Raw genomic sequence first — 19149 nt, forward strand, 5'->3', positions numbered from 1 at the left:
CAGCGCCGGCCCGCTCCGTCCTCAACGGAATACCACCGTCTTCGAACCGTTCTGCAGGATGCGATGCTCGACGTGCCATTTCACGGCGCGCGCGAGCGTCACGCATTCGACGTCGCGGCCGATCGCGGTCAGCTGCTCCGGCGTCATGCTGTGGTCCACGCGCTCGACTTCCTGCTCGATGATCGGACCTTCGTCGAGGTCGGTCGTCACGTAGTGCGCGGTCGCGCCAATCAGCTTCACGCCGCGGTCGAACGCCTGGTAGTACGGCTTCGCGCCCTTGAAACTCGGCAGGAACGAATGGTGGATGTTGATCGCGCGGCCGGCCAGGCGCTGGCACATGTTCTGCGACAGGATCTGCATGTAGCGCGCGAGTACCACCAGGTCCGCCGAATGCTCGTCGATCACCTCCAGCACGCGCGCCTCCTGCGCGGCCTTCGCTTGCGCCGGCGCGCCCGCGACCAGCGGGAAATGGTGGAACGGCACGTCGTAGCTGGCGGCGAGCTGGTAGAAATCCTTGTGGTTCGAGACGATCGCCGCGATCTCGATCGGCAGCTGGCCGGTGCGGTAGCGGAACAGCAGGTCGTTCAGGCAGTGGCCGATCTTCGAGACGAGGATCACCACGCGCGGCTTGACCGACGCGTCGTGCAACTCCCAGCGCATCGCGAAGCGCTCGGCGAGCGGCGCGAACTCGCCGCGCAGCGTTTCGAGCGCGGCGCCGGCATCGGCCGCGCTCGCCTGGTCGAAATGGACGCGCATGAAGAATTCATTGGTGCGGCTGTCGCCGAACTGCGCGGAATCGACGATGTTGGTATCGCGCTCGAACAGGAAACCCGACACGGCATGCACGATGCCGTGCTTGTCGGGGCATGACAATTTCAGGATAAAGCTATGGTCGGTCGACATGACCGCACCTCCATTCCAATCGGTTGAATTCCTGGCGCCCTCAGGCCGCCGGCGGCGGCGCGAACAGCGCGTCGATGCCCGGCGCGGCGTCGGGCGCGAGCACGCGATGGCGCAGCAGGCTGTCGAGCGTCGCCAGGCTCGCGTCCATCGTCATCGCGCCGGATTCGAGCCAGCGCAGCACCTCGTCGGCCCGCGCGAGCCGGTGTTCGGCCACTTCGCCGTCCTGGTTGCGCGGCACGAAATCGTGCGGCAGCGGCAGGTCGTAGACGAAGATCTGCTCGGCCTGGGTGCCTTCGGGCAGCGAGCACAGCACATGAACGGTGCGCCCCGCGATCGCGCGCGCGGCCAGTTCGGCCGGCGCGTATTCTACGATGCCGTTCAGGTGAACCGCGTAGGTCAGGGTGCCGAAGAAGCGCGAGGCGGCCCGCTCGATGTAGGCGGCGGGCGGCGCGTCGAACGCGTTGCGGATCGCGTAGATCTCGTTGCGCCAGCCGGAGATCAGCCCGTCGGCGGCCAGCGCGCCCGTCACGCTCGCGAGCGCCATGCTGCGCGTGTCGGGCGTGTCGAGCGCGGCGGCCAGCGTGACCTGCGCGGCGCCGATCTCGAACACGTCGGGCCAGCGCGCGAGCGCGTCGAGATCGCGGCGCCGGATCCAGCCGAACCGCTCGCCCGTGATCACGAACGGCAGGTGCGCGGCGGCGTCGAAGCGGCGCGCGGCCGCGATGGACGGAAAGCGCATCGCGCGTCTCAGTCTTTGAACGCGATGCGCAGGCCGAGCCCGATGAAGGTCGCCCCTGCCAGCCGGTCGAGCCAGACGCCCGCGCGCGGCCGGCGCTTGAGCCAGGCGCCGAGCACGCCCGCGCCGAGGCCGAACGCCGAGAACACCACGGCCGACTGCAGCATGAACAGCACGCCGAGTTCGAGCATCTGCAGCGACACCGGCTGCGCGCCGTGCGTATCGACGAATTGCGGCAGGAACACCACGAAGAACAGCGTGACCTTCGGGTTCAGCAGGTTGCCGATCACGCTCTGCCGGAAGATCGTCGCGAGCGGCTGCGGGCCGCGCGTGGCCGCGGCGGCGAGCCCCTGGCTGCGCAGCGCCTTGATGCCGATCCAGATCAGGTAGGCGGCGCCCGCCAGCTTCAGCACGTGGAACGCCAGCGGCGACGAGCGCAGCAGCGCGGCCACGCCGAACGCGGCCAGCGTGGTATGGAACATCACGCCGGCCGAGAAGCCGAGCGCGGCCACGAGGCCCGCGGCGCGGCCCTGCGAGATGCCGCGCGCGAGCACCTGGAGATTGTCGGGACCGGGCGCGACCGTGATCGCGATCGAGGCGGCGAGGAACAGCAGGAAGCTCGGCATGGCTGGGACGGCTCGCTGATGGAGAGTGGGAGGGAACGCGGCAGGCCGGGGGCGGCCCGGCATGACCGGCAACGCGACTCAGTGACCCGCGAATTCGGTGACGGTGTAGAGCGGCAGGCCCGCGCCGCGCAGCAGCGCCGAGCCGCCGAGATCGGGCAGGTCGATGATCGCCGCGCCTTCCACGACGCTCGCGCCGAGCCGTTCGAGCAGATTCTTGCCGGCCATCATGGTGCCGCCGGTGGCGATCAGGTCGTCGACGATGATCACGCGGTCGCCGGGCTTGCAGGCGTCCTCGTGGATCTCCACCGTCGCGCTGCCGTATTCGAGCTCGTAGGATTCCGACTGCGTCCTGTACGGCAGCTTGCCGACCTTGCGGATCGGGATGAAGCCGACGTTCAGTTCATAGGCGACGATCGGCGCGATGATGAAGCCGCGCGCGTCGAGCCCGGCCACGTAGTCGAGCTTGGCGTCGACATAACGCTCGACCAGCAGGTCGACCAGCACGCGCAGCGCCTTCGCGCTCTGCAGGATCGGCGTGATGTCGCGGAACTGCACGCCCGGCTGCGGCCAGTCCGGCACCGTGCGCACGTGGCGGCGGACGAACTCGGCGGGATCGGGCGACACGCCCGACGGCTGGTAGCTCATGAACTTCTCCAAAAAAACGGCGCGCATCGGCCGCGCGCCGTTCGTCGAGACCGACTCGGACCGATTCGGACCGATTCGACTCAAGAAAATGGCGGGGCCGGAACCACCGCCGGCGGCGGGCGGCACCGGACCGCCCGACATGATACGGCGCCCGGCCGGCCGCCGCGCCGCCGCGGACCGACTCAGGCCGCGGCCGGCCCACCGTCGCGGCGATGGCGCGAGAGCCGCTCCTCGGCCAGCGAGAGCGCCTCCGGCAGCCCGCGCAGCACGACGATGTCGGCCGCGCGCAGCTTCGTGTCGGGGTCCGGCTCGACGCCGCGGATACCATGCCGCCGGATCGCCGTCACCTCGATCCCGAGCGCGTAGAGCCCGACTTCCTCGAGGGAGCGGCCGACGGCGTCCGACCGCGCGTCGACCGGCACCGATTGTAGCCGCACCTGCTCGTGGTCGTCGTCGTCAGCGTCGTCGGCGCCGTGGAAATAGCCGCGCAGCAGGCTGTAGCGCGCGTCGCGCATTTCCTCCACGCGCCGCACCACGCGCCGCATCGGCACGCCCATCACCACCAGGGTGTGCGAGGCCAGCATCAGGCTGCCCTCGACGATCTCCGGAATCACCTCGGTCGCGCCGGCCGCGAGCAGGCGGTCGAGATCGGCGTCGTCCACGGTGCGCACGATCACCGGCAGCGTCGGTTCGAGTTCGTGGACGTTGTGCAGCACGCGCAGCGCCGACGGCGTGTTCGCGTAGGTGATCGCCACCGCCGTGGCGCGGTGGATACCGGCCGCGAGCAGCGATTCGCGGCGTGCCGCGTCGCCGAACACCACCGATTCGCCGGCCGTCGCCGCCGCGCTGACGCGGTCCGGGTCGAGGTCGAGCGCGACGTAGGAGAGCCCCTCCTGCTCGAGCATGCGCGCCAGGTTCTGCCCCGCCCGGCCGTAGCCGCAGATGATCACGTGACCCTGCTGCTTGAGGCTCTGGGTCGCGATGCGCGTCATCTGCAGCGACTGCTGCATCCATTCCGTCGACGACAGCCGCATCACGATCCGGTCGGCGTTCTGGATCAGGAACGGCGCGGCCAGCATCGACAGCAGCATCGAGGCGAGGATCGCCTGCAGCAGCGTCGGGTCCACCAGATGGCGGTCGAGGATCAGGTTCAGCATCACGAAGCCGAATTCGCCGGCCTGCGCGAGCCCCAGGCCGGTGCGCATCGACACCCCGGCGGTGGCGCCGAACAGCCGCGCGAGACCGGTGATGGTGGCCGCCTTCAGCAGCACCTGGCCGGCGAAGAAGCCGACCACGAGGAACGGGTGCTCCCAGATCACGCGCGGGTCCAGCAGCATCCCGGTGGTCACGAAGAACAGGCCCAGCAGCACGTCGCGGAACGGCTTGATGTCCTCCTCCACCTGGTGCCGGTACGGCGTCTCGGAGATCAGCATGCCGGCGATGAACGCGCCGAGCGCGAGCGACAGCCCGAACTTGTCGGTGATGAAGGCCGCGCCGAGCGTGACCAGCAGCAGGTTCAGCACGAACAGCTCCTGCGAGCGGCGCCGCGCCACGACGTTGAACCAGCGCGTCATGAACTTCTGGCCGACGAACAGCAGCAGCGACAGCGCGATCACGATCTTCACGGCCGCGAAGCCGAGCGTGACGACCAGATCCTTCGACGATTCGCCGCCGAACGCCGAGATCACGATCAAGAGCGGCACCACCGCCAGATCCTGGAACAGCAGCACGCCGAAGATGTTGCGGCCGTGCTCGGTCTCGATCTCGAGCCGCTCGGCCAGCATCTTCGAGACGATCGCCGTGGACGACATCGCCAGCGCGCCGCCCAGCGCGACGCTGCCCTGCCACGTGATGTGTACCCAGTGCTCGAACGCGAAGCCGAGCAGCACCGCCACCGCGAGCGTGACCACCACCTGCGCGAGCCCGAGTCCGAACACCAGCCGCCGCATCGCCCGCAGCTTGGCCAGCGAGAATTCCAGGCCGATCGAGAACATCAGGAACACCACGCCGAACTCGGCGAGATGCTCGGCGCGTTCGAGATCGCCGGCGAAGCCGAGCGCGTGCGGGCCGACCACGATGCCCACGGTCAGATAACCGAGCATCGGCGGCAGGTTCAGCGAGCGGAACACGACGACGCCCACCACTGAAGCCAGCAGCAGCAGGAGCGTCATTTCGAGCGGGGAAATCACGTGCGAAGAGTCCTCGTTCGTCAGGGCGTCGCGACTGGCGGACGCGGGTAGGGCCGCGCGCAGCGGCGGCTCGGTGGGCGAGGACAGGGCTCCGTCGGGAGCGCAGTCCCGGCGCCCGGCGCGGCGAACAAACGCCTTTGCTATACTCCGCGCATGATAGCGAAAATCAATGATGACAGGGCGCTCGCGCTCGCCCGCGACGTGCTCGACATCGAGGCGGACGCCGTGCGCGCATTGCGCGAACAACTCGACGGCGACTTCGTCGGCGCGGTCGGCCTGCTGCTGAACTGCCGCGGGCGCGTGGTCGTCTCCGGGATCGGCAAGTCCGGCCACATCGCGCGCAAGATCGCCGCGACGCTCGCCAGCACCGGCACCCCCGCGTTCTTCGTGCATCCGGCCGAGGCCAGCCATGGCGACCTCGGCATGGTAACCGCCGATGATGTCTTTATCGCGATCTCGAACTCCGGCGAATCGTCCGAGCTGGTCGCGATCCTGCCGCTCATCAAGCGGCTCGGCGCCAAGCTGATCGCGATGACGGGCCGCCCGCAGTCGAGCCTCGCCCAATTGTCTGACGTACACCTCAACGCCGCCGTCGAGAAGGAAGCCTGCTCGCTGAACCTCGCGCCGACCGCCAGCACCACCGCCGCGCTCGCGCTCGGCGACGCGCTGGCCGTGGTGGTGCTCGACGCGCGCGGCTTCGGCCCCGACGATTTCGCGCGCTCCCACCCGGGCGGCGCGCTCGGCCGGCGCCTGCTCACCTACGTGCGCGACGTGATGCGCACCGGCGACGAGGTGCCCACCGTCACGCTCGCGGCCACGCTGTCCGACGCGCTGTTCCAGATCACCGCGAAGCGCATGGGCATGACCGCCGTGGTCGATGAACACAACCACGTGGCCGGCATCTTCACCGACGGCGACCTGCGCCGCGTGCTCGAACGCGACGGCGATTTCCGCCGCCTGCCGATCGGTGACGTGATGACGCGCCACCCGCGCACCATCGCGCCCGACCATCTCGCCGTCGAGGCGGTGGAACTGATGGAGCGCCACCGGATCAACCAGATGCTCGTGACCGATCCCGACGGTACGCTGATCGGCGCGCTCAACATGCACGACCTGTTCTCCCAGAAGGTGATCTGATGCCCGCTGCCCCCGCCACGGCCGCCGAGCGCGCGAGCCGCGTGAAGCTGATGATTTTCGACGTCGACGGCGTGCTGACCGACGGCGGCCTGCATTTCACGGCCGCCGGCGACACCATGAAGTCGTTCCATTCGCAGGACGGCCACGGCCTGAAGCTCTTGCGCGAGGCCGGCATCGACACGGCGATCATCACCGGGCGCCGCTCGGAGATCGTCGCCGTGCGTGCCAGGGAGCTGCGCATCAGCCATCTCTACCAGGGCGTCGAGCACAAGCTCGACGCGTTCGCCGAACTGCTGCAGGCCACCGGCGTCCAGCCCGAGCAATGCGGCTACATGGGCGACGACTGGCCAGACCTGGGCGTGATGACGCGCTGCGGCTTCGTGGCCGCGCCCGCCAACGCGCATCCCGACGTGATCGCGCGCGCCCACTGGGTGGCCGAGGCGCGCGGCGGCCATGGCGCCGCGCGCGAGGTGGTCGACACGATCCTGCGCGCGCAGGGCCGCTACGATGCGCTGCTCGCCGCCGCGCTCGGAGTCTGACGCATGACGCCCCGGTTCCGCCTGACCTCGCTGCTGCCGGTGGTCGCGATGGCCGCGCTCGCCGGCGTGACCTACTGGCTGCTGCAGGCCACGCTGCCGCCGCCCGGCGAGGCCGTCGCCCACCCGAAAACCCATTCGCCCGACTATTTCGCCGAGAACTTCTCGGTCACCGAGCTCGACGAATCCGGCGCCACGCAGTACCGGCTCACCGCCAGCAAGCTGGTCCACTACGAGGACGACGAGACCAGCGTGCTCGAACTGCCCGCGCTGCGCGCGTTCCAGCCCGGCAGGCCGGTGGTCACGGCCACGGCGCTGCACGGCACCGTGAACGGCGACGTGTCGGTGGTCGACCTGTACGACAACGCGAAGATCCTGCGCGCGGCCGGCGCCGGCGACCCGCCGATGGAAGCGGATTCCCAACATTTCCGGGTGCTCGTGAACGACGATGTGATCGAGACCGAAAAGCCGGTTAAACTTCAGCGCGGTTTGTCGCTCGCCAACGCGACCAACGGCATGAAGTACAACAATGTCACTCGGGTCATCGACCTTTACGGCAACGTCCGCGGCACGATCGCCGCGTCCGACGTGTCCGGCGGCGCTTCCCGCCAATCCAAGTAACCCAGCTTGCGTGACTGCATGAACGAATCGTTCCCTTGTTTTTCCTACGGCAGCGCGCGCCGCGCTGTCCGCGCCGGGCTCGCCGCGGCACTCGTCGCGCTGACGCTGCCGGGCGTCGCGCCGGTTGCGCACGCGGAAAAGGCAGACCAGAACAAGCCGATCCAGGTCGAGGCGGACAACCTGACCTATGACGACCTGAAGCAGGTGACGGTCGCGACCGGCAACGTCGTGATCACCAAAGGCACGATCCTGATCAAGGGCGACCGCGTCGAAGTGCGCCAGGATCCGCAGGGCTACCAGTACGCGACCGCCACCATGGCGCCCGGCAACAAGAAGCACGCCTCGTTTCGCCAGAAGCGCGAAGGGCTGGACGAATACATCGACGGCGACGCCGAGCGCATCGACTACGACGGCAAGCAGGACCTGACCACGCTGACGCGCGACGCCACCGTGCGGCGCCTGCAGGGCCTGTCGACGGTCGCCGACACGGTGCATGGCAGCGTGATCACCTATGACGGCCAGCGCGACTTCTACACCGCGAAGGGCGGCAGCGACGTGGCCGCGCCGGGCAACCCGACCGGCCGCGTGCGCGCGATGCTCTCGCCGAAGACGGGCGGCCCGGCGCCGCTGAACGGCGCCAGCGCGACGCTCGCACCGTCGAACACCATGCAGGGGGGAAGCAACCCGTGAACGCCCTGCCGAATCGCCAGCCGGCCGGCACCACGAGTTCGCTCGTGGTGCGCAACCTGAAGAAGCGCTACGGCTCGCGCACCGTCGTCAAGGACGTGTCGCTCGACGTCAAGAGCGGCGAAGTGGTCGGCCTGCTCGGCCCGAACGGCGCCGGCAAGACCACCTCGTTCTACATGATCGTCGGCCTGGTGCCGCTCGATGCCGGCGACATCTCGCTGAACGGCAGCCCGATCAGCCTGCTGCCGATCCACAAGCGCGCCTCGCTCGGCCTGTCGTACCTGCCGCAGGAAGCGTCGGTGTTCCGCAAGCTGACCGTGGAGGAGAACATCCGCGCCGTGCTCGAGCTGCAGCACGACGACAACGGCAAGCGCCTCTCGAAGGACGGCATCGCCACGCGCACCGAGGCGTTGCTCGACGAATTGCAGATCGCCCACCTGCGCGACAACCCGGCGCTGTCGCTGTCGGGCGGCGAACGCCGCCGCGTCGAGATCGCGCGCGCGCTCGCGAGCAACCCGAGCTTCATCCTGCTCGACGAGCCGTTCGCCGGCGTCGATCCGATCGCCGTGCTCGAAATCCAGAAGATCGTCAAGTTCCTGAAGCAACGGAACATCGGTGTGCTGATCACCGATCACAACGTGCGCGAGACGCTCGGCATCTGCGACCACGCCTACATCATCAGCGACGGCTCGGTGCTCGCCTCCGGCGCGCCGCAGGACATCATCGAGAACGAAAGCGTGCGCCGCGTCTATCTCGGCGAACATTTCCGCATGTAAGCAGGCGGGATGCCCGCGCCGCATCCCCGCGGCACCCGCCTGCGGCGCGCACCCGCCGGCCGTGGCGCGGCGGTCGCCGCGGATGGCGACGGCCGGCTTCGCCCGTGCCGGCAACGGCGCGCGGGCGCGGCCGGGCCGCGATCTTCGTGCATCACGCATTCCGCAACGCGCCGCCTACGTGGCAAACTTCAGGTAACGATTCCTTTTTGCCATGAAAGCCAGCCTCCAACTCCGCCTGTCGCAGCACCTCGCGCTGACCCCCCAGTTGCAGCAGTCGATCCGGCTGCTGCAACTGTCGACGCTCGAACTGCAGCAGGAAGTCGCGATGGCCGTCGCGCAGAACCCGCTGCTCGAAAACGACGACGAATGGATCGCGAGCCCGCTGCGCGTGGCCGCCGACGGCTCGCTGATCGCGCAGACGCCGCCGTCCTCGACGCCCGAGCCGATGCAGGGCGCCTCGTCCGGCTCCGACTCGTCCTCGGGTGAGCGCAGCGAACGCGACGATGCCTCGGGCGGCGACGACTACGACAGCTACAACAGCGGCGACAACGATTCGGGCCAGTGGAATCTCGACGACTACGGCCGCGCCTCGGGCGCCTCCGACGACGACGATCTCCCGCCGCTACAAGTCCACGAGACCTCGACCTCGCTGCGCGACCATCTGTCGGCGCAGCTGCGCGTCACGCAGGCGAGCCCGCGCGACCGCGCGCTGATCACGTTCCTGATCGAATCGCTCGACGATGACGGCTACCTCGGCGCGACGCTCGACGAAGTCCACGCCGACTTGCCGGAAGAACTCGAGGTCGAACTCGACGAGCTGGCCGCCGCGCTCGCGCTGCTGCACAGCTTCGATCCGGCCGGCGTCGGCGCCCGTTCGGCGTCCGAATGCCTGCGCCTGCAGCTGATCCGGCTCGATCCGTCCCCCACGCGTGCGCTCGCGCTCGACATCGTCTCCCAGCACCTCGAACTGCTCGCCGCGCGCGATTTCACGCGGCTGCGCAAGCAGCTGAAGGCGAACGACGACGAGCTGCGCGACGCGCATGCGCTGATCCGCTCGCTCGAGCCGTTCCCGGGCGCGGCCTACGGCAAGGCCGAGGCCGACTACGTGGTGCCCGACATCATGGTCAAGAAGAGCGGCCAGAACTGGCTCGCGGAGCTGAACCCGGAGGTCGTGCCGAAACTGCGCATCAACCACCTGTACGCCAACATCCTGCGCAACAGCCGCGGCGATCCGGGTGCCGGCTCGCTGAAGCAGCAGCTCCAGGAAGCGCGCTGGCTGATCAAGAACATCCAGCAGCGATTCGAGACGATCCTGCGTGTCGCGCAGGCGATCGTCGAGCGTCAGAAGAACTTTTTTGCACATGGCGAAATCGCCATGCGCCCCTTGGTTTTGCGGGAAATAGCTGATACGCTGGGCCTACACGAGTCAACTGTCTCGCGTGTGACAACCGGCAAGTACATGCTGACCCCGTTCGGCACTCTTGAATTTAAGTACTTCTTCGGATCGCACGTTTCGACGGATACCGGTGGCGCCGCCTCATCCACGGCGATCCGCGCCCTCATCAAGCAACTGATAGGAGCCGAAGACCCGAAATCTCCTCTATCGGACAGCCGAATCGCCGAACTGCTGGCGGAACAGGGATTCGTGGTCGCGCGCCGCACGGTCGCGAAGTATCGCGAAGCCCTCAGGATCCCGGCAGTCAACCTGCGCAAGTCTCTGTAGCCCGCTGCTCGCGGCGGGCGTTTTCCGGCCGCCGCGCTGTCGAAGGCATAGTCCGCCGCAGGCCCGCTCCGTCTCCATCCGTTCACGGAGATCGCCCTGCCGGCAGGCGCCGCCTCTCACTGCGCCGGGGTCATCTGCATGGAGAAGCACTATGAACCTGAAGATCAGTGGACACCATCTCGAAGTGACGCCTGCCATTCGCGAATACGTGATCACCAAGCTGGATCGGGTGCTACGGCATAGCGACCAGGTCATCGATGGCACTGTGATCCTCTCGGTCGACAACCATAAGGAAAAGGACAGGCAGCAGCGCGCGGAAATCAACCTGCATCTGAAGGGAAAGGACATCTTCGTTGAAAGCGCCAACGGCAACCTCTACGCGGCGATCGATCTGCTGATCGACAAGCTCGACCGTCAGGTCGTCAAGCACATGGAGCGGCTGCAGACGCACGCACACGATCCGATCAAGCTTCAACCCGCGATCGATCAGATCGAGTTGCCTCCGCAATGACGCCCGGCGCGAGAGCGCCCTCGAAACCGCCCGTTCCGACGGGCGGTTTTTTGTTGCCGCCACGGTGTACCATCGCGTTCAAACCGCTTTGCGCGCGGTGCGCCACGCGAACGTCCGTGCTCTATAATGTGCGGGTTATTACCGGGGGGCATCGGCGGGTCGGCTTGTCGTGCATGCAAGCCGCCATCCACCGGCGCCCCCGCATCTTTGCCGTCATGGAACATCCGTCCACCGCCGCGAGGAGATCCCAGGCCGCCCCCTTGCCTGCCAACATGAATCGCCTAGCCAAAATCCTGCCACTGGAGAATGTCGTCATCGACCTCTCCGTCACCAGCAAGAAACGCGTGTTCGAACAGGCCGGTCTGATTTTCGAGAATCAGAACGGCATCGCGCGCAGCATCGTCACCGACAACCTGTTCGCGCGCGAGCGTCTCGGCTCGACAGGTCTCGGCGAAGGCGTCGCCATTCCGCATGGCCGGATCAAGGGCCTCAAGCAGCCGCTCGCCGGTTTCGTCCGGCTTGCCGAGCCGATCCCGTTCGAGGCGCCGGACGGCCAGCCCGTCTCGCTGCTGATCTTCCTGCTGGTTCCCGAGCAGGCGACGCAGCAGCACCTCGAGATCCTCTCCGAGATCGCGCAACTGCTGTCCGACCGCGACGCCCGCGAGCGCCTGCACACCGAGCCGGACCGCAACGAGTTGCACCAGCTCCTCACTCAATGGCAACCTTGAACTGATCCGGGCGGGCCCCTGCCCCGCACCGGGCGGCACGCGCCGTCCGGCCAGCCCGCCCGCAGCCGGACCGGCGCCGCAACCGCCGTTGCCGCCCGCCGCATCGGCCCGCATCGGCCATTTGGAGTGACGGACTCATCATGGACACGTCCAGCATCAACGCCCAGAGCATCTTCGACGACAACGCCGCCATGCTGAAGCTCAGCTGGCTGACGGGGCATGAAGGCTGGGAGCGCGGCTTTTCCTCCGAGACGGTCGGCAACGCCACCTCGAGCGCCGACCTCGTCGGCCACTTGAACCTGATCCATCCGAACCGGATCCAGGTGCTCGGCGAGGCCGAAATCGAGTACTACCAGCGCCAGACCGACGAGGACCGCTCGCGCCACATGGCCGAGCTGATCGCGCTCGAACCGCCGTTCCTGGTGGTGGCGGGCGGCGCCGCCGCGCCGCCGGAGTTGGTGCTGCGCTGCACGCGCTCGTCCACGCCGCTGTTCACCACGCCGATGTCGGCGGCGGCCGTGATCGACAGCCTGCGCCTCTACATGTCGCGCATCCTGGCGCCGCGTGCCACGCTGCACGGCGTGTTCCTCGACATCCTCGGCATGGGCGTGCTGCTCACCGGCGATTCGGGCCTCGGCAAGAGCGAGCTCGGCCTCGAACTGATCAGCCGCGGCCACGGCCTGGTAGCCGACGACGCGGTCGATTTCGTGCGTCTCGGCCCCGATTTCGTCGAGGGGCGCTGCCCGCCGCTGCTGCAGAACCTGCTCGAGGTGCGCGGCCTGGGCCTGCTCGACATCAAGACGATCTTCGGTGAAACCGCGGTGCGCCGGAAGATGAAGCTGAAGCTGATCGTCCAGCTGGTGCGCCGGCCCGACGGCGAATTTCAGCGCCTGCCGCTCGAAAGCCAGACCGTCGACGTGCTCGGCCTGCCGATCAGCAAGGTGACGATCCAGGTGGCGGCCGGCCGCAACCTCGCCGTGCTCGTCGAAGCGGCGGTCCGCAACACGATCCTGCAGCTGCGCGGCATCGACACGCTGCGCGACTTCATGGACCGGCAGCGCCTGGCCATGCAGGATCCGGACAGCCAGTTCCCCGGCAAACTCGTTTGACGCGCGCCGGCGCCGCCCCATACGGGCGCGGTGAGCCGGTGCTATGATGAAACGTCTGGATTTTCCGCCTCCCATGCGCATCGTCCTCATCACCGGCATTTCCGGCTCCGGCAAGTCCGTCGCGCTCAACGCGCTGGAAGACGCGGGCTATTACTGCGTCGACAACCTGCCGCCGCGCGTCCTGCCGGAGCTCGTGCGCAGCATCGCCGACGATGGCCAGCAGCACCTCGCGGTGGCGATCGACGCGCGCTCGAGCGGCTCGCTCGACGACATGCCGGGCCTGATCCGCGATCTCTCGCGGCAACACGACGTGCGCGTGCTGTTCCTCAACGCGAGCACCCAGGCGCTGATCCAGCGCTTCTCCGAAACGCGCCGCCGCCATCCGCTGTCGGGGTCGCCGTCGCACGAGGCCGACATCGGGCTGCTGTCGTCGCTGGAGGAAGCGATCGAGCGCGAGCGCGAGCTGGTCGCGCCGCTGGCCGGGTTCGGCCACGAGATCGACACCAGCAACCTGCGCGCCAACGTGCTGCGCACCTGGGTCAAGCGCTTCATCGAACAGAAGAACGACGACCTCGTGCTGATGTTCGAATCGTTCGGCTTCAAGCGCGGCGTGCCGCTCGACGCGGACTTCATGTTCGACGTGCGCGCGCTGCCGAATCCCTATTACGACCGCGAGCTGCGGCCGCTGACCGGGCTCGACCAGCCGGTCATCGCGTTCCTCGACGCGCTGCCGATCGTCCATCAGATGATCGACGACGTCGAGGCCTTCCTCGTCAAATGGCTGCCGCATTTCCGCGACGACAATCGCAGTTATCTGACGGTGGCGATCGGCTGCACGGGCGGCCAGCATCGCTCGGTGTTCATTGCGGAGACGCTCGCCGCGCGTCTGTCGCGGCAGGCGAACGTGATAGTGCGGCATCGTGACGCGCCGGTTGATGCCGATGCGTCGTCGCGGCTCGTCACCTGACCGAGCCGCTCCTCGTCAAGGGGGCGCCAGATGTCATCGCTTTCGACCACGCTTGTCGATTTGCCGCTGTTCCCGCTGCACACGGTGCTGTTTCCCGGCGGCCTGCTGCCGCTGAAGGTGTTTGAACAGCGTTACGTCGACATGGCGCGTTCGTGCCTGCGCGATCGCGCGCCGTTCGGCGTCTGCCTGCTCAAGAGCGGCCCCGAGGTCGCCCAGGACGACGCCGTGTCGGTGCCGGAGCCGGTTGGCTGCATGGCCGAGATCATCGAATGCGATACCGGCGAGTTCGGGATGCTGCTGCTGCGCACCGTCGGCACGCGGCGCTTCCGGCTGCTCTCGCATCGCGTCGAGGCGAACGGCCTGCTGGTCGGCATCGCCGAGGCGCTGCCCGAGGACGAGCCGCTCGACGGCGAGCTCTCGATCGCGCAGTTCGGCGCCTGCTCGGAAGTGCTCGAGCGCATCATCGTCGCGCTGCGCAACGTCAAGTCCGGCGAGCTGCCGTTTCTCGAGCCGTTCCATTTCGAAGACCCGACCTGGGTGTCGAACCGGCTCGCCGAGGTGCTGCCGCTCGATCTGCGCGCGCGGCAGAAGATGATGGAACTGCCCGGCGTCGGCGCGCGAATCGACGCCGTGCATCAGGTGCTCAAGCGCCACGACTGGCTCTGAGCGCCATGCGGGCCGCCCGGGCCCTCCCCGCTCGTCCCGCCGCTTCCGAAACCGTTCAGATCAACGGCCCACTCAGGCTGTCGAGCAGCTTGCGCACGGGCGCCGGCACGCCATACGCGTCGAGCCGCGCGAGCGGCACCCATTCGGTGTCGGCATCGGCCGCGCCTGCCTGGCCGCCTGATGCCGGGCCGACCTCGGCGATGCGCGGCTCGATCTCGAGCCGGAAGTGCGTGAACGTGTGTGTAAACGGCGCGAGCGAGATCACCGAATCGGCGCCGAACGCGCGCACGCGCTGCAGCGCCGCCGCGTCGCCGTCCGCCTCGGGCAGGCTCCAGAGGCCGCCCCAGATGCCGGCCGGCGGACGCCGTTCGAGCAACACGGCGTCGCCGTCGCGCAGCACCAGCATCCAGGTGCGCCGCGTCGGCACCGCCTTCTTCGGCCGCGCGGCCGGCAGCTCACGCTGGCGGCCGGTCGCGTTCGCGACGCAGTCGGGCGCGAACGGGCAGCGCCTGCAGTCCGGCTTGCCGCGCCCGCACAGGGTCGCGCCGAGATCCATCAGGCCCTGCGTGTAGGCGCTGATGCCGGCGGCGTCCTCGTCGCGCGGGAACAGCGTTTCGGCCAGCACCCACATGTCGTTCTCGACGCGCTTCTCGCCCGGAAAACCCTCCACGCCGAACACGCGCGCGAGCACGCGCTTGACGTTGCCGTCGAGGATTGGCGCGCGCGCGCCGAACGCGAACGAGGCAATCGCGGCCGCGGTCGAGCGGCCGATGCCGGGCAGCTCGGCGAGCGCGTCGGGCGTTTGCGGGAAGCGGCCGCCATGCTGCTCGACCACCACCTGCGCGCAGCGGTGCAGGTTGCGCGCGCGCGTGTAGTAGCCGAGCCCGGCCCACAGCGCCATCACGTCGTCGGCCGGCGCCGCGGCCAGCGCGGCGACGTCGGGAAAACGCGCCAGGAACCGCTGGTAATACGGCACCACGGTCGAGACCTGGGTCTGCTGCAGCATGATTTCCGACAGCCAGATCCGGTATGGATCGCGCGTGTTCTGCCACGGCAGGTCGTGACGGCCATGCTCGTGCTGCCAGACGATCAGGCGGCGCGCGAAGCTCGCGTGCAGCGGGGTGGACGGCGCGACCGGCGCCGCTCGGGTACGGGGGGGTTTCAAGATATCAACGCTGACAATTCGGACAGAAATAGGTCGACCGCTGGCCCTGCACGATCTGGCGGATCGGCGTGCCGCAGACGCGGCACGGCTCACCGGCACGATCGTAGACGAAGCAGTCGAGCTGGAAGTAGCCGCTTTCGCCGTCGCTGCCGACGAAATCGCGCAAGGTGCTGCCGCCGCGCTCGATCGCGTCGGCGAGCGTCGCGCGCACCGCCCCGGCGAGCCGCTCGTAGCGCGGCAGCGAAACGCGGCCGGCCGCCGTGGTCGGCCGGATGCCGGCGCGGAACAGGCTTTCGGACGCGTAAATGTTGCCGACGCCGACCACGATGTCGCCGGCCAGCAGCGCCTGCTTCACCGAAACGGTGCGCCCGCGCGTGCGCCGGTAGAGCAGCTCGGGCGTGAAGAGCGGCGAGAACGGCTCGACGCCGAGGCTCGTGAGCAGCGGATGCAGGTGGATGTCGCCGTCCTCGCGCGCGTGCCAGAGCACGGCGCCGAAGCGGCGCGGATCGCGAAAGCGCAGCACGCATTCGTCGAACACCCAGTCGATGTGGTCGTGCTTTTTGGCCTCGGGCGGTTCGCCGCCCGGCAGCACGCGCAGTGTCCCGGTCATGCCGAGATGGACGATGAACCAGCCGGCATCCACCTCGAACAGCAGGTACTTGCCGCGCCGCTCGACGCGCAGCACCTCGCGCGCCTCGAGCGCGGCTGCGAGATTGTCGGGGACGGGCCAGCGCAGCATCGCGGTGCGCACGTCGACGCGCCTGACGCGCCGCCCGGTGACGAAGGGTTCGATTCCGCGGCGGGTAACCTCGACTTCCGGCAACTCTGGCATGGTTTTGTGGTCTGTGTGTGGCTGGTGCGATTGTGCGCGTATTGTAGCGAGCGCGTTACAATCGACCGAAACCTCGAACGGATTTCCATGACCTTGCCCTCGACGCTGTCCCCGAAGCGCCCCGCCGCCCGCGCGCGCCGCGCGTTCGCATCTCCGGTTCGCCGCGCCCTCGGCGCCGCGCTTGTCGCCGCTTGGACGTTCGGCGCGGTTGCCGCGCATGCCCAGACTCCCGCCGATGCGCCCGCCGCCGGCGCGTCCGACGACGCGCTGACGCAGAGCGCGTTCTCGCCGGCCTTCCCCGACGAGAAAAAGGATCTGCCGGACGTGCAGTTGTCGGCACAGATCGTCTACCAGGTGCTCGCGGCCGAGGTCGCGCTGCAACGCTCGCAACCGGCACCCGCTTACCAGACCTACCTCGCGCTCGCGCGCGACACGAAGGACCCGCGCATGGCGCAGCGCGCCACCGAGATCGCGCTGGCGGCCCAGAGCCCGGCCGACGCGCTCGCCGCGGCGAACCTGTGGCGCCAGTTCGCGCCCGATTCGAACCGCGCGTCGCAGGTCGACTCGGCGCTGCTGGTGCTGGCCGGCAAGCCGGCCGAAGCCGAACCGCTGCTCGCGCGCGAGCTTTCGCGCGCCACCGGCGACAATCGCGGCGACGCGCTGCTCGCGCTGCAGGCGTTGATTTCGCGCGGCCCGAACCGGGTCGAGGGTCTGACGGTGCTGCAGGACCTGCTCAAGAACGACCTCGATCGCCCCGAGGCGCAGGTCGCGATCGCACGCCAGCAGCTCGCCACCGACGACCGGGCTGGCGCCGTCGCCTCGCTGAAGCAGGCGCTGCAGCTACGCCCCGACTACCTGCCGGCCGCCCTGATGCTCTCGCAAATGGGCCCCGACGAGCGCGCGGTCGGCGTAGCCTCGTTCGAGAAGTTCGTCCAGCAGAATCCGAAGTCGCGCGAAGGGCGCCTCGCGCTCGCCCAGCTCTATCTGGCCGACAACCGCCTCGAGGACGCGCAGAAGCAGTTCGAGGCGATGCGCAAGAACGATCCGAAGGAGCCGGCGCCGCTGATGGCGCTCGCGCTCGTCAAGCTCCAGCAGAAGCAGTACGACGACGCGCAGACCAACCTGAAGCAGTACATCGAGCTCGCGCAAAAGCGCCAGGGCGCCGACGTCGGCCAGGCCTACGTCTACCTTGCGCAGATCGCGATCGAGCAGAACAACGACGCGCAGGCCTCGCAATGGCTCGACAAGATCGACGTGTCGAGCCCGCACTACATCCCGGCCCAGGTCACGCGCGCGCAGCTGCTCGCCAAGCAGGGCAAGATCGACGAGGCACGCCAGGTGCTCGCCGGCATCCAGGTGGCCGACCCGCACGACGCGGCCGTGATCGCGCGCACCGACGCGTCGCTGCTGTTCGCCGGCAAGCGCTACCGCGAGGCGGCCGATCGGCTCGCGCAGGCCGTCGAGCAGTTCCCCGACGATCCCGACCTGCGCTACGACTACGCGATGGCCTGCGAGAAGATCGGCCAGTACACGACGATGGAGCAGCAGCTGCGCCTGCTGATCAGCGCCCAGCCAGACAGCCCGCAGGCGTTCAACGCGCTCGGCTACTCGCTCGCGGATCGCAACGAGCGGCTGCCCGAGGCGAACAAGCTGATCGAGCGGGCCAGCGCGCTCGCGCCGAAGGACGCATTCATCATGGACAGCCTCGGCTGGGTCAAATACCGGCTCGGCGACAACGCTGCCGCCGCCAGGATCCTGACGCAGGCCTACGCGCTGCAACCGAACGCCGAGATCGGCGCGCATCTCGGCGAAGTGCTCTGGAAGAGCGGCCAGCAGGACAAGGCCCGCGACGCATGGCGCGCCGCGCAGAAGCTCGAACCCGACAACGACACGCTCGTCAGCACGCTCAAGCGCTTCGGGGTGACCGGGCTGTGAGCATCGCGATTCGATCGGGCGCGCGGCTCGCGCGCCAAGCTTCCGTCCTGCTCGCCACGGGCGCCCTGCTGGCCGGCTGCGCGACGCAAACCCGGCCTCCCGCCAGCAGCGTGGCGCCGCTCGGTGCCACCAGCGCCGACACGATCACGACGCAGGCCGCGCACGCCTACACGGGCCGCTTCGCGGTCCGCTACGAAGACCGGCTCGGCAAGCAGCAGAATGTCTACGGCAATTTCGACTGGCAGGAAACCGGCAACGTCATCACGCTCGAACTGCGCAGCCCGCTCGGCCAGACGCTCGCGGTGGTGCGCTCGTCGCCGCAGCGCGCCTCGCTCGAGATGCCGGGCCGCGCGCCGCGTTTCGCCGGCGACGTCGGGCAACTGATGCAGGACACGCTCGGCTTCGCGCTACCGCTCGACGGCCTGCGCTTCTGGATGGTGCCGCAGCCGTCGCCGGGCACGCCGGCCGACGTCACGGGCGACGCCGCGCATCCGAAGCAGATCCGCCAGGACGGCTGGACCATCGACTATCTCGCCTACGCGGACGCGCCCGCCACCGGCGTCAAGCGACTCGATCTCACGCGCGAGACCCCGGCGCTCGACATCAAGCTGGTGCTCGACCGCTGAGCCGCGCACTCCCGTTTTCCGCCATGAAGTC

General features: G+C 68.7%; 20 protein-coding genes. 13 read left to right on the forward strand and 7 right to left on the reverse strand.

From position 1 onward, the window contains the following. Positions 1-21: 21 nt before the first annotated feature. From purU to bpln_RS16075, 5 genes are all read right to left on the reverse strand, one after another. On the reverse strand, positions 22-903 hold the full coding sequence (gene purU / locus bpln_RS16055) for a formyltetrahydrofolate deformylase (RefSeq protein WP_042626028.1): 882 nt from the start codon (positions 901-903) through the stop codon (positions 22-24). Positions 904-943: 40 nt separating this feature from the next. After that, positions 944-1642: a DUF4743 domain-containing protein gene (locus bpln_RS16060; protein WP_055139269.1), complete on the reverse strand. Its 699-nt coding sequence runs from the start codon at positions 1640-1642 to the stop codon at positions 944-946. 8 nt (positions 1643-1650) lie between these two features. After that, complete coding sequence (locus tag bpln_RS16065; protein WP_042626030.1) at positions 1651-2265, reverse strand: LysE family translocator; 615 nt, start codon at positions 2263-2265, stop codon at positions 1651-1653. A gap of 78 nt (positions 2266-2343) precedes the next feature. Beyond that, complete coding sequence (locus bpln_RS16070; RefSeq protein WP_042626760.1) at positions 2344-2910, reverse strand: adenine phosphoribosyltransferase; 567 nt, start codon at positions 2908-2910, stop codon at positions 2344-2346. Between the two features lie 182 nt (positions 2911-3092). After that, the gene (locus bpln_RS16075) at positions 3093-5099 is read right to left on the reverse strand and encodes a monovalent cation:proton antiporter family protein (RefSeq protein WP_055139270.1); all 2007 of its coding nucleotides are present in this window, start codon (positions 5097-5099) and stop codon (positions 3093-3095) included. Between the two features lie 153 nt (positions 5100-5252). Here bpln_RS16075 and kdsD point away from each other — a divergent pair, with 153 nt between their 5' ends. From kdsD to bpln_RS16130, 11 genes are all read left to right on the forward strand, one after another. After that, complete coding sequence (gene kdsD, locus bpln_RS16080; protein WP_042626032.1) at positions 5253-6236, forward strand: arabinose 5-phosphate isomerase KdsD; 984 nt, start codon at positions 5253-5255, stop codon at positions 6234-6236. Beyond that, the gene (locus bpln_RS16085) at positions 6236-6775 is read left to right on the forward strand and encodes a KdsC family phosphatase (RefSeq protein ID WP_042626033.1); all 540 of its coding nucleotides are present in this window, start codon (positions 6236-6238) and stop codon (positions 6773-6775) included. The genes kdsD and bpln_RS16085 overlap by 1 nt, the downstream gene beginning before the upstream one ends. 3 nt (positions 6776-6778) lie before the next feature. After that, positions 6779-7393: an LPS export ABC transporter periplasmic protein LptC gene (lptC, locus tag bpln_RS16090; RefSeq protein WP_055139271.1), complete on the forward strand. Its 615-nt coding sequence runs from the start codon at positions 6779-6781 to the stop codon at positions 7391-7393. Positions 7394-7411: 18 nt separating this feature from the next. Beyond that, positions 7412-8083: a lipopolysaccharide transport periplasmic protein LptA gene (gene lptA / locus bpln_RS16095; protein WP_042626035.1), complete on the forward strand. Its 672-nt coding sequence runs from the start codon at positions 7412-7414 to the stop codon at positions 8081-8083. Beyond that, on the forward strand, positions 8080-8856 hold the full coding sequence (gene lptB, locus bpln_RS16100; protein ID WP_042626036.1) for an LPS export ABC transporter ATP-binding protein: 777 nt from the start codon (positions 8080-8082) through the stop codon (positions 8854-8856). Before lptA ends, lptB begins: the two co-directional genes overlap by 4 nt. A 211-nt stretch (positions 8857-9067) precedes the next feature. Beyond that, complete coding sequence (locus bpln_RS16105) at positions 9068-10579, forward strand: RNA polymerase factor sigma-54 (RefSeq protein WP_042626037.1); 1512 nt, start codon at positions 9068-9070, stop codon at positions 10577-10579. Between the two features lie 151 nt (positions 10580-10730). Beyond that, positions 10731-11090, forward strand: coding sequence for a ribosome hibernation-promoting factor, HPF/YfiA family (gene hpf / locus bpln_RS16110; protein ID WP_042626038.1), 360 nt, complete (start codon positions 10731-10733; stop codon positions 11088-11090). Positions 11091-11305: 215 nt separating this feature from the next. After that, positions 11306-11818: a PTS IIA-like nitrogen regulatory protein PtsN gene (gene ptsN, locus bpln_RS16115; RefSeq protein WP_055139272.1), complete on the forward strand. Its 513-nt coding sequence runs from the start codon at positions 11306-11308 to the stop codon at positions 11816-11818. Between the two features lie 140 nt (positions 11819-11958). Then, positions 11959-12927 carry an HPr(Ser) kinase/phosphatase gene (gene hprK, locus bpln_RS16120; RefSeq protein ID WP_015877041.1) on the forward strand — a complete coding sequence of 323 codons (969 nt, stop codon included), beginning with the start codon at positions 11959-11961 and terminating at the stop codon, positions 12925-12927. A 73-nt stretch (positions 12928-13000) separates the two neighbouring features. Beyond that, on the forward strand, positions 13001-13894 hold the full coding sequence (rapZ, locus tag bpln_RS16125) for an RNase adapter RapZ (RefSeq protein ID WP_042626040.1): 894 nt from the start codon (positions 13001-13003) through the stop codon (positions 13892-13894). A 30-nt stretch (positions 13895-13924) separates the two neighbouring features. Further along, on the forward strand, positions 13925-14560 hold the full coding sequence (locus tag bpln_RS16130) for an LON peptidase substrate-binding domain-containing protein (protein WP_042626041.1): 636 nt from the start codon (positions 13925-13927) through the stop codon (positions 14558-14560). Positions 14561-14615: 55 nt separating this feature from the next. On the opposite strand, the gene mutY is transcribed toward bpln_RS16130, so the two are convergent. Both mutY and mutM read right to left on the reverse strand, forming a co-directional pair. Beyond that, complete coding sequence (gene mutY, locus bpln_RS16135; protein ID WP_055139273.1) at positions 14616-15725, reverse strand: A/G-specific adenine glycosylase; 1110 nt, start codon at positions 15723-15725, stop codon at positions 14616-14618. A 4-nt stretch (positions 15726-15729) separates the two neighbouring features. After that, entirely contained in the window at positions 15730-16557 is an 828-nt protein-coding gene (mutM, locus tag bpln_RS16140) for a bifunctional DNA-formamidopyrimidine glycosylase/DNA-(apurinic or apyrimidinic site) lyase (RefSeq protein WP_055139274.1), read from the reverse strand. Between the two features lie 87 nt (positions 16558-16644). Here mutM and bpln_RS16145 point away from each other — a divergent pair, with 87 nt between their 5' ends. After that, positions 16645-18492 (forward strand): tetratricopeptide repeat protein, encoded by a 1848-nt coding sequence (locus tag bpln_RS16145; protein ID WP_055139275.1) that lies wholly within the window; start codon positions 16645-16647, stop codon positions 18490-18492. Then, positions 18489-19118: a lipoprotein insertase outer membrane protein LolB gene (gene lolB / locus bpln_RS16150; RefSeq protein ID WP_042626045.1), complete on the forward strand. Its 630-nt coding sequence runs from the start codon at positions 18489-18491 to the stop codon at positions 19116-19118. The genes bpln_RS16145 and lolB overlap by 4 nt, the downstream gene beginning before the upstream one ends. Positions 19119-19149: the final 31 nt, after the last annotated feature.

The sequence above is a fragment of the Burkholderia plantarii genome (genome assembly GCF_001411805.1).
Taxonomy (GTDB): Bacteria; Pseudomonadota; Gammaproteobacteria; order Burkholderiales; family Burkholderiaceae; genus Burkholderia; species Burkholderia plantarii.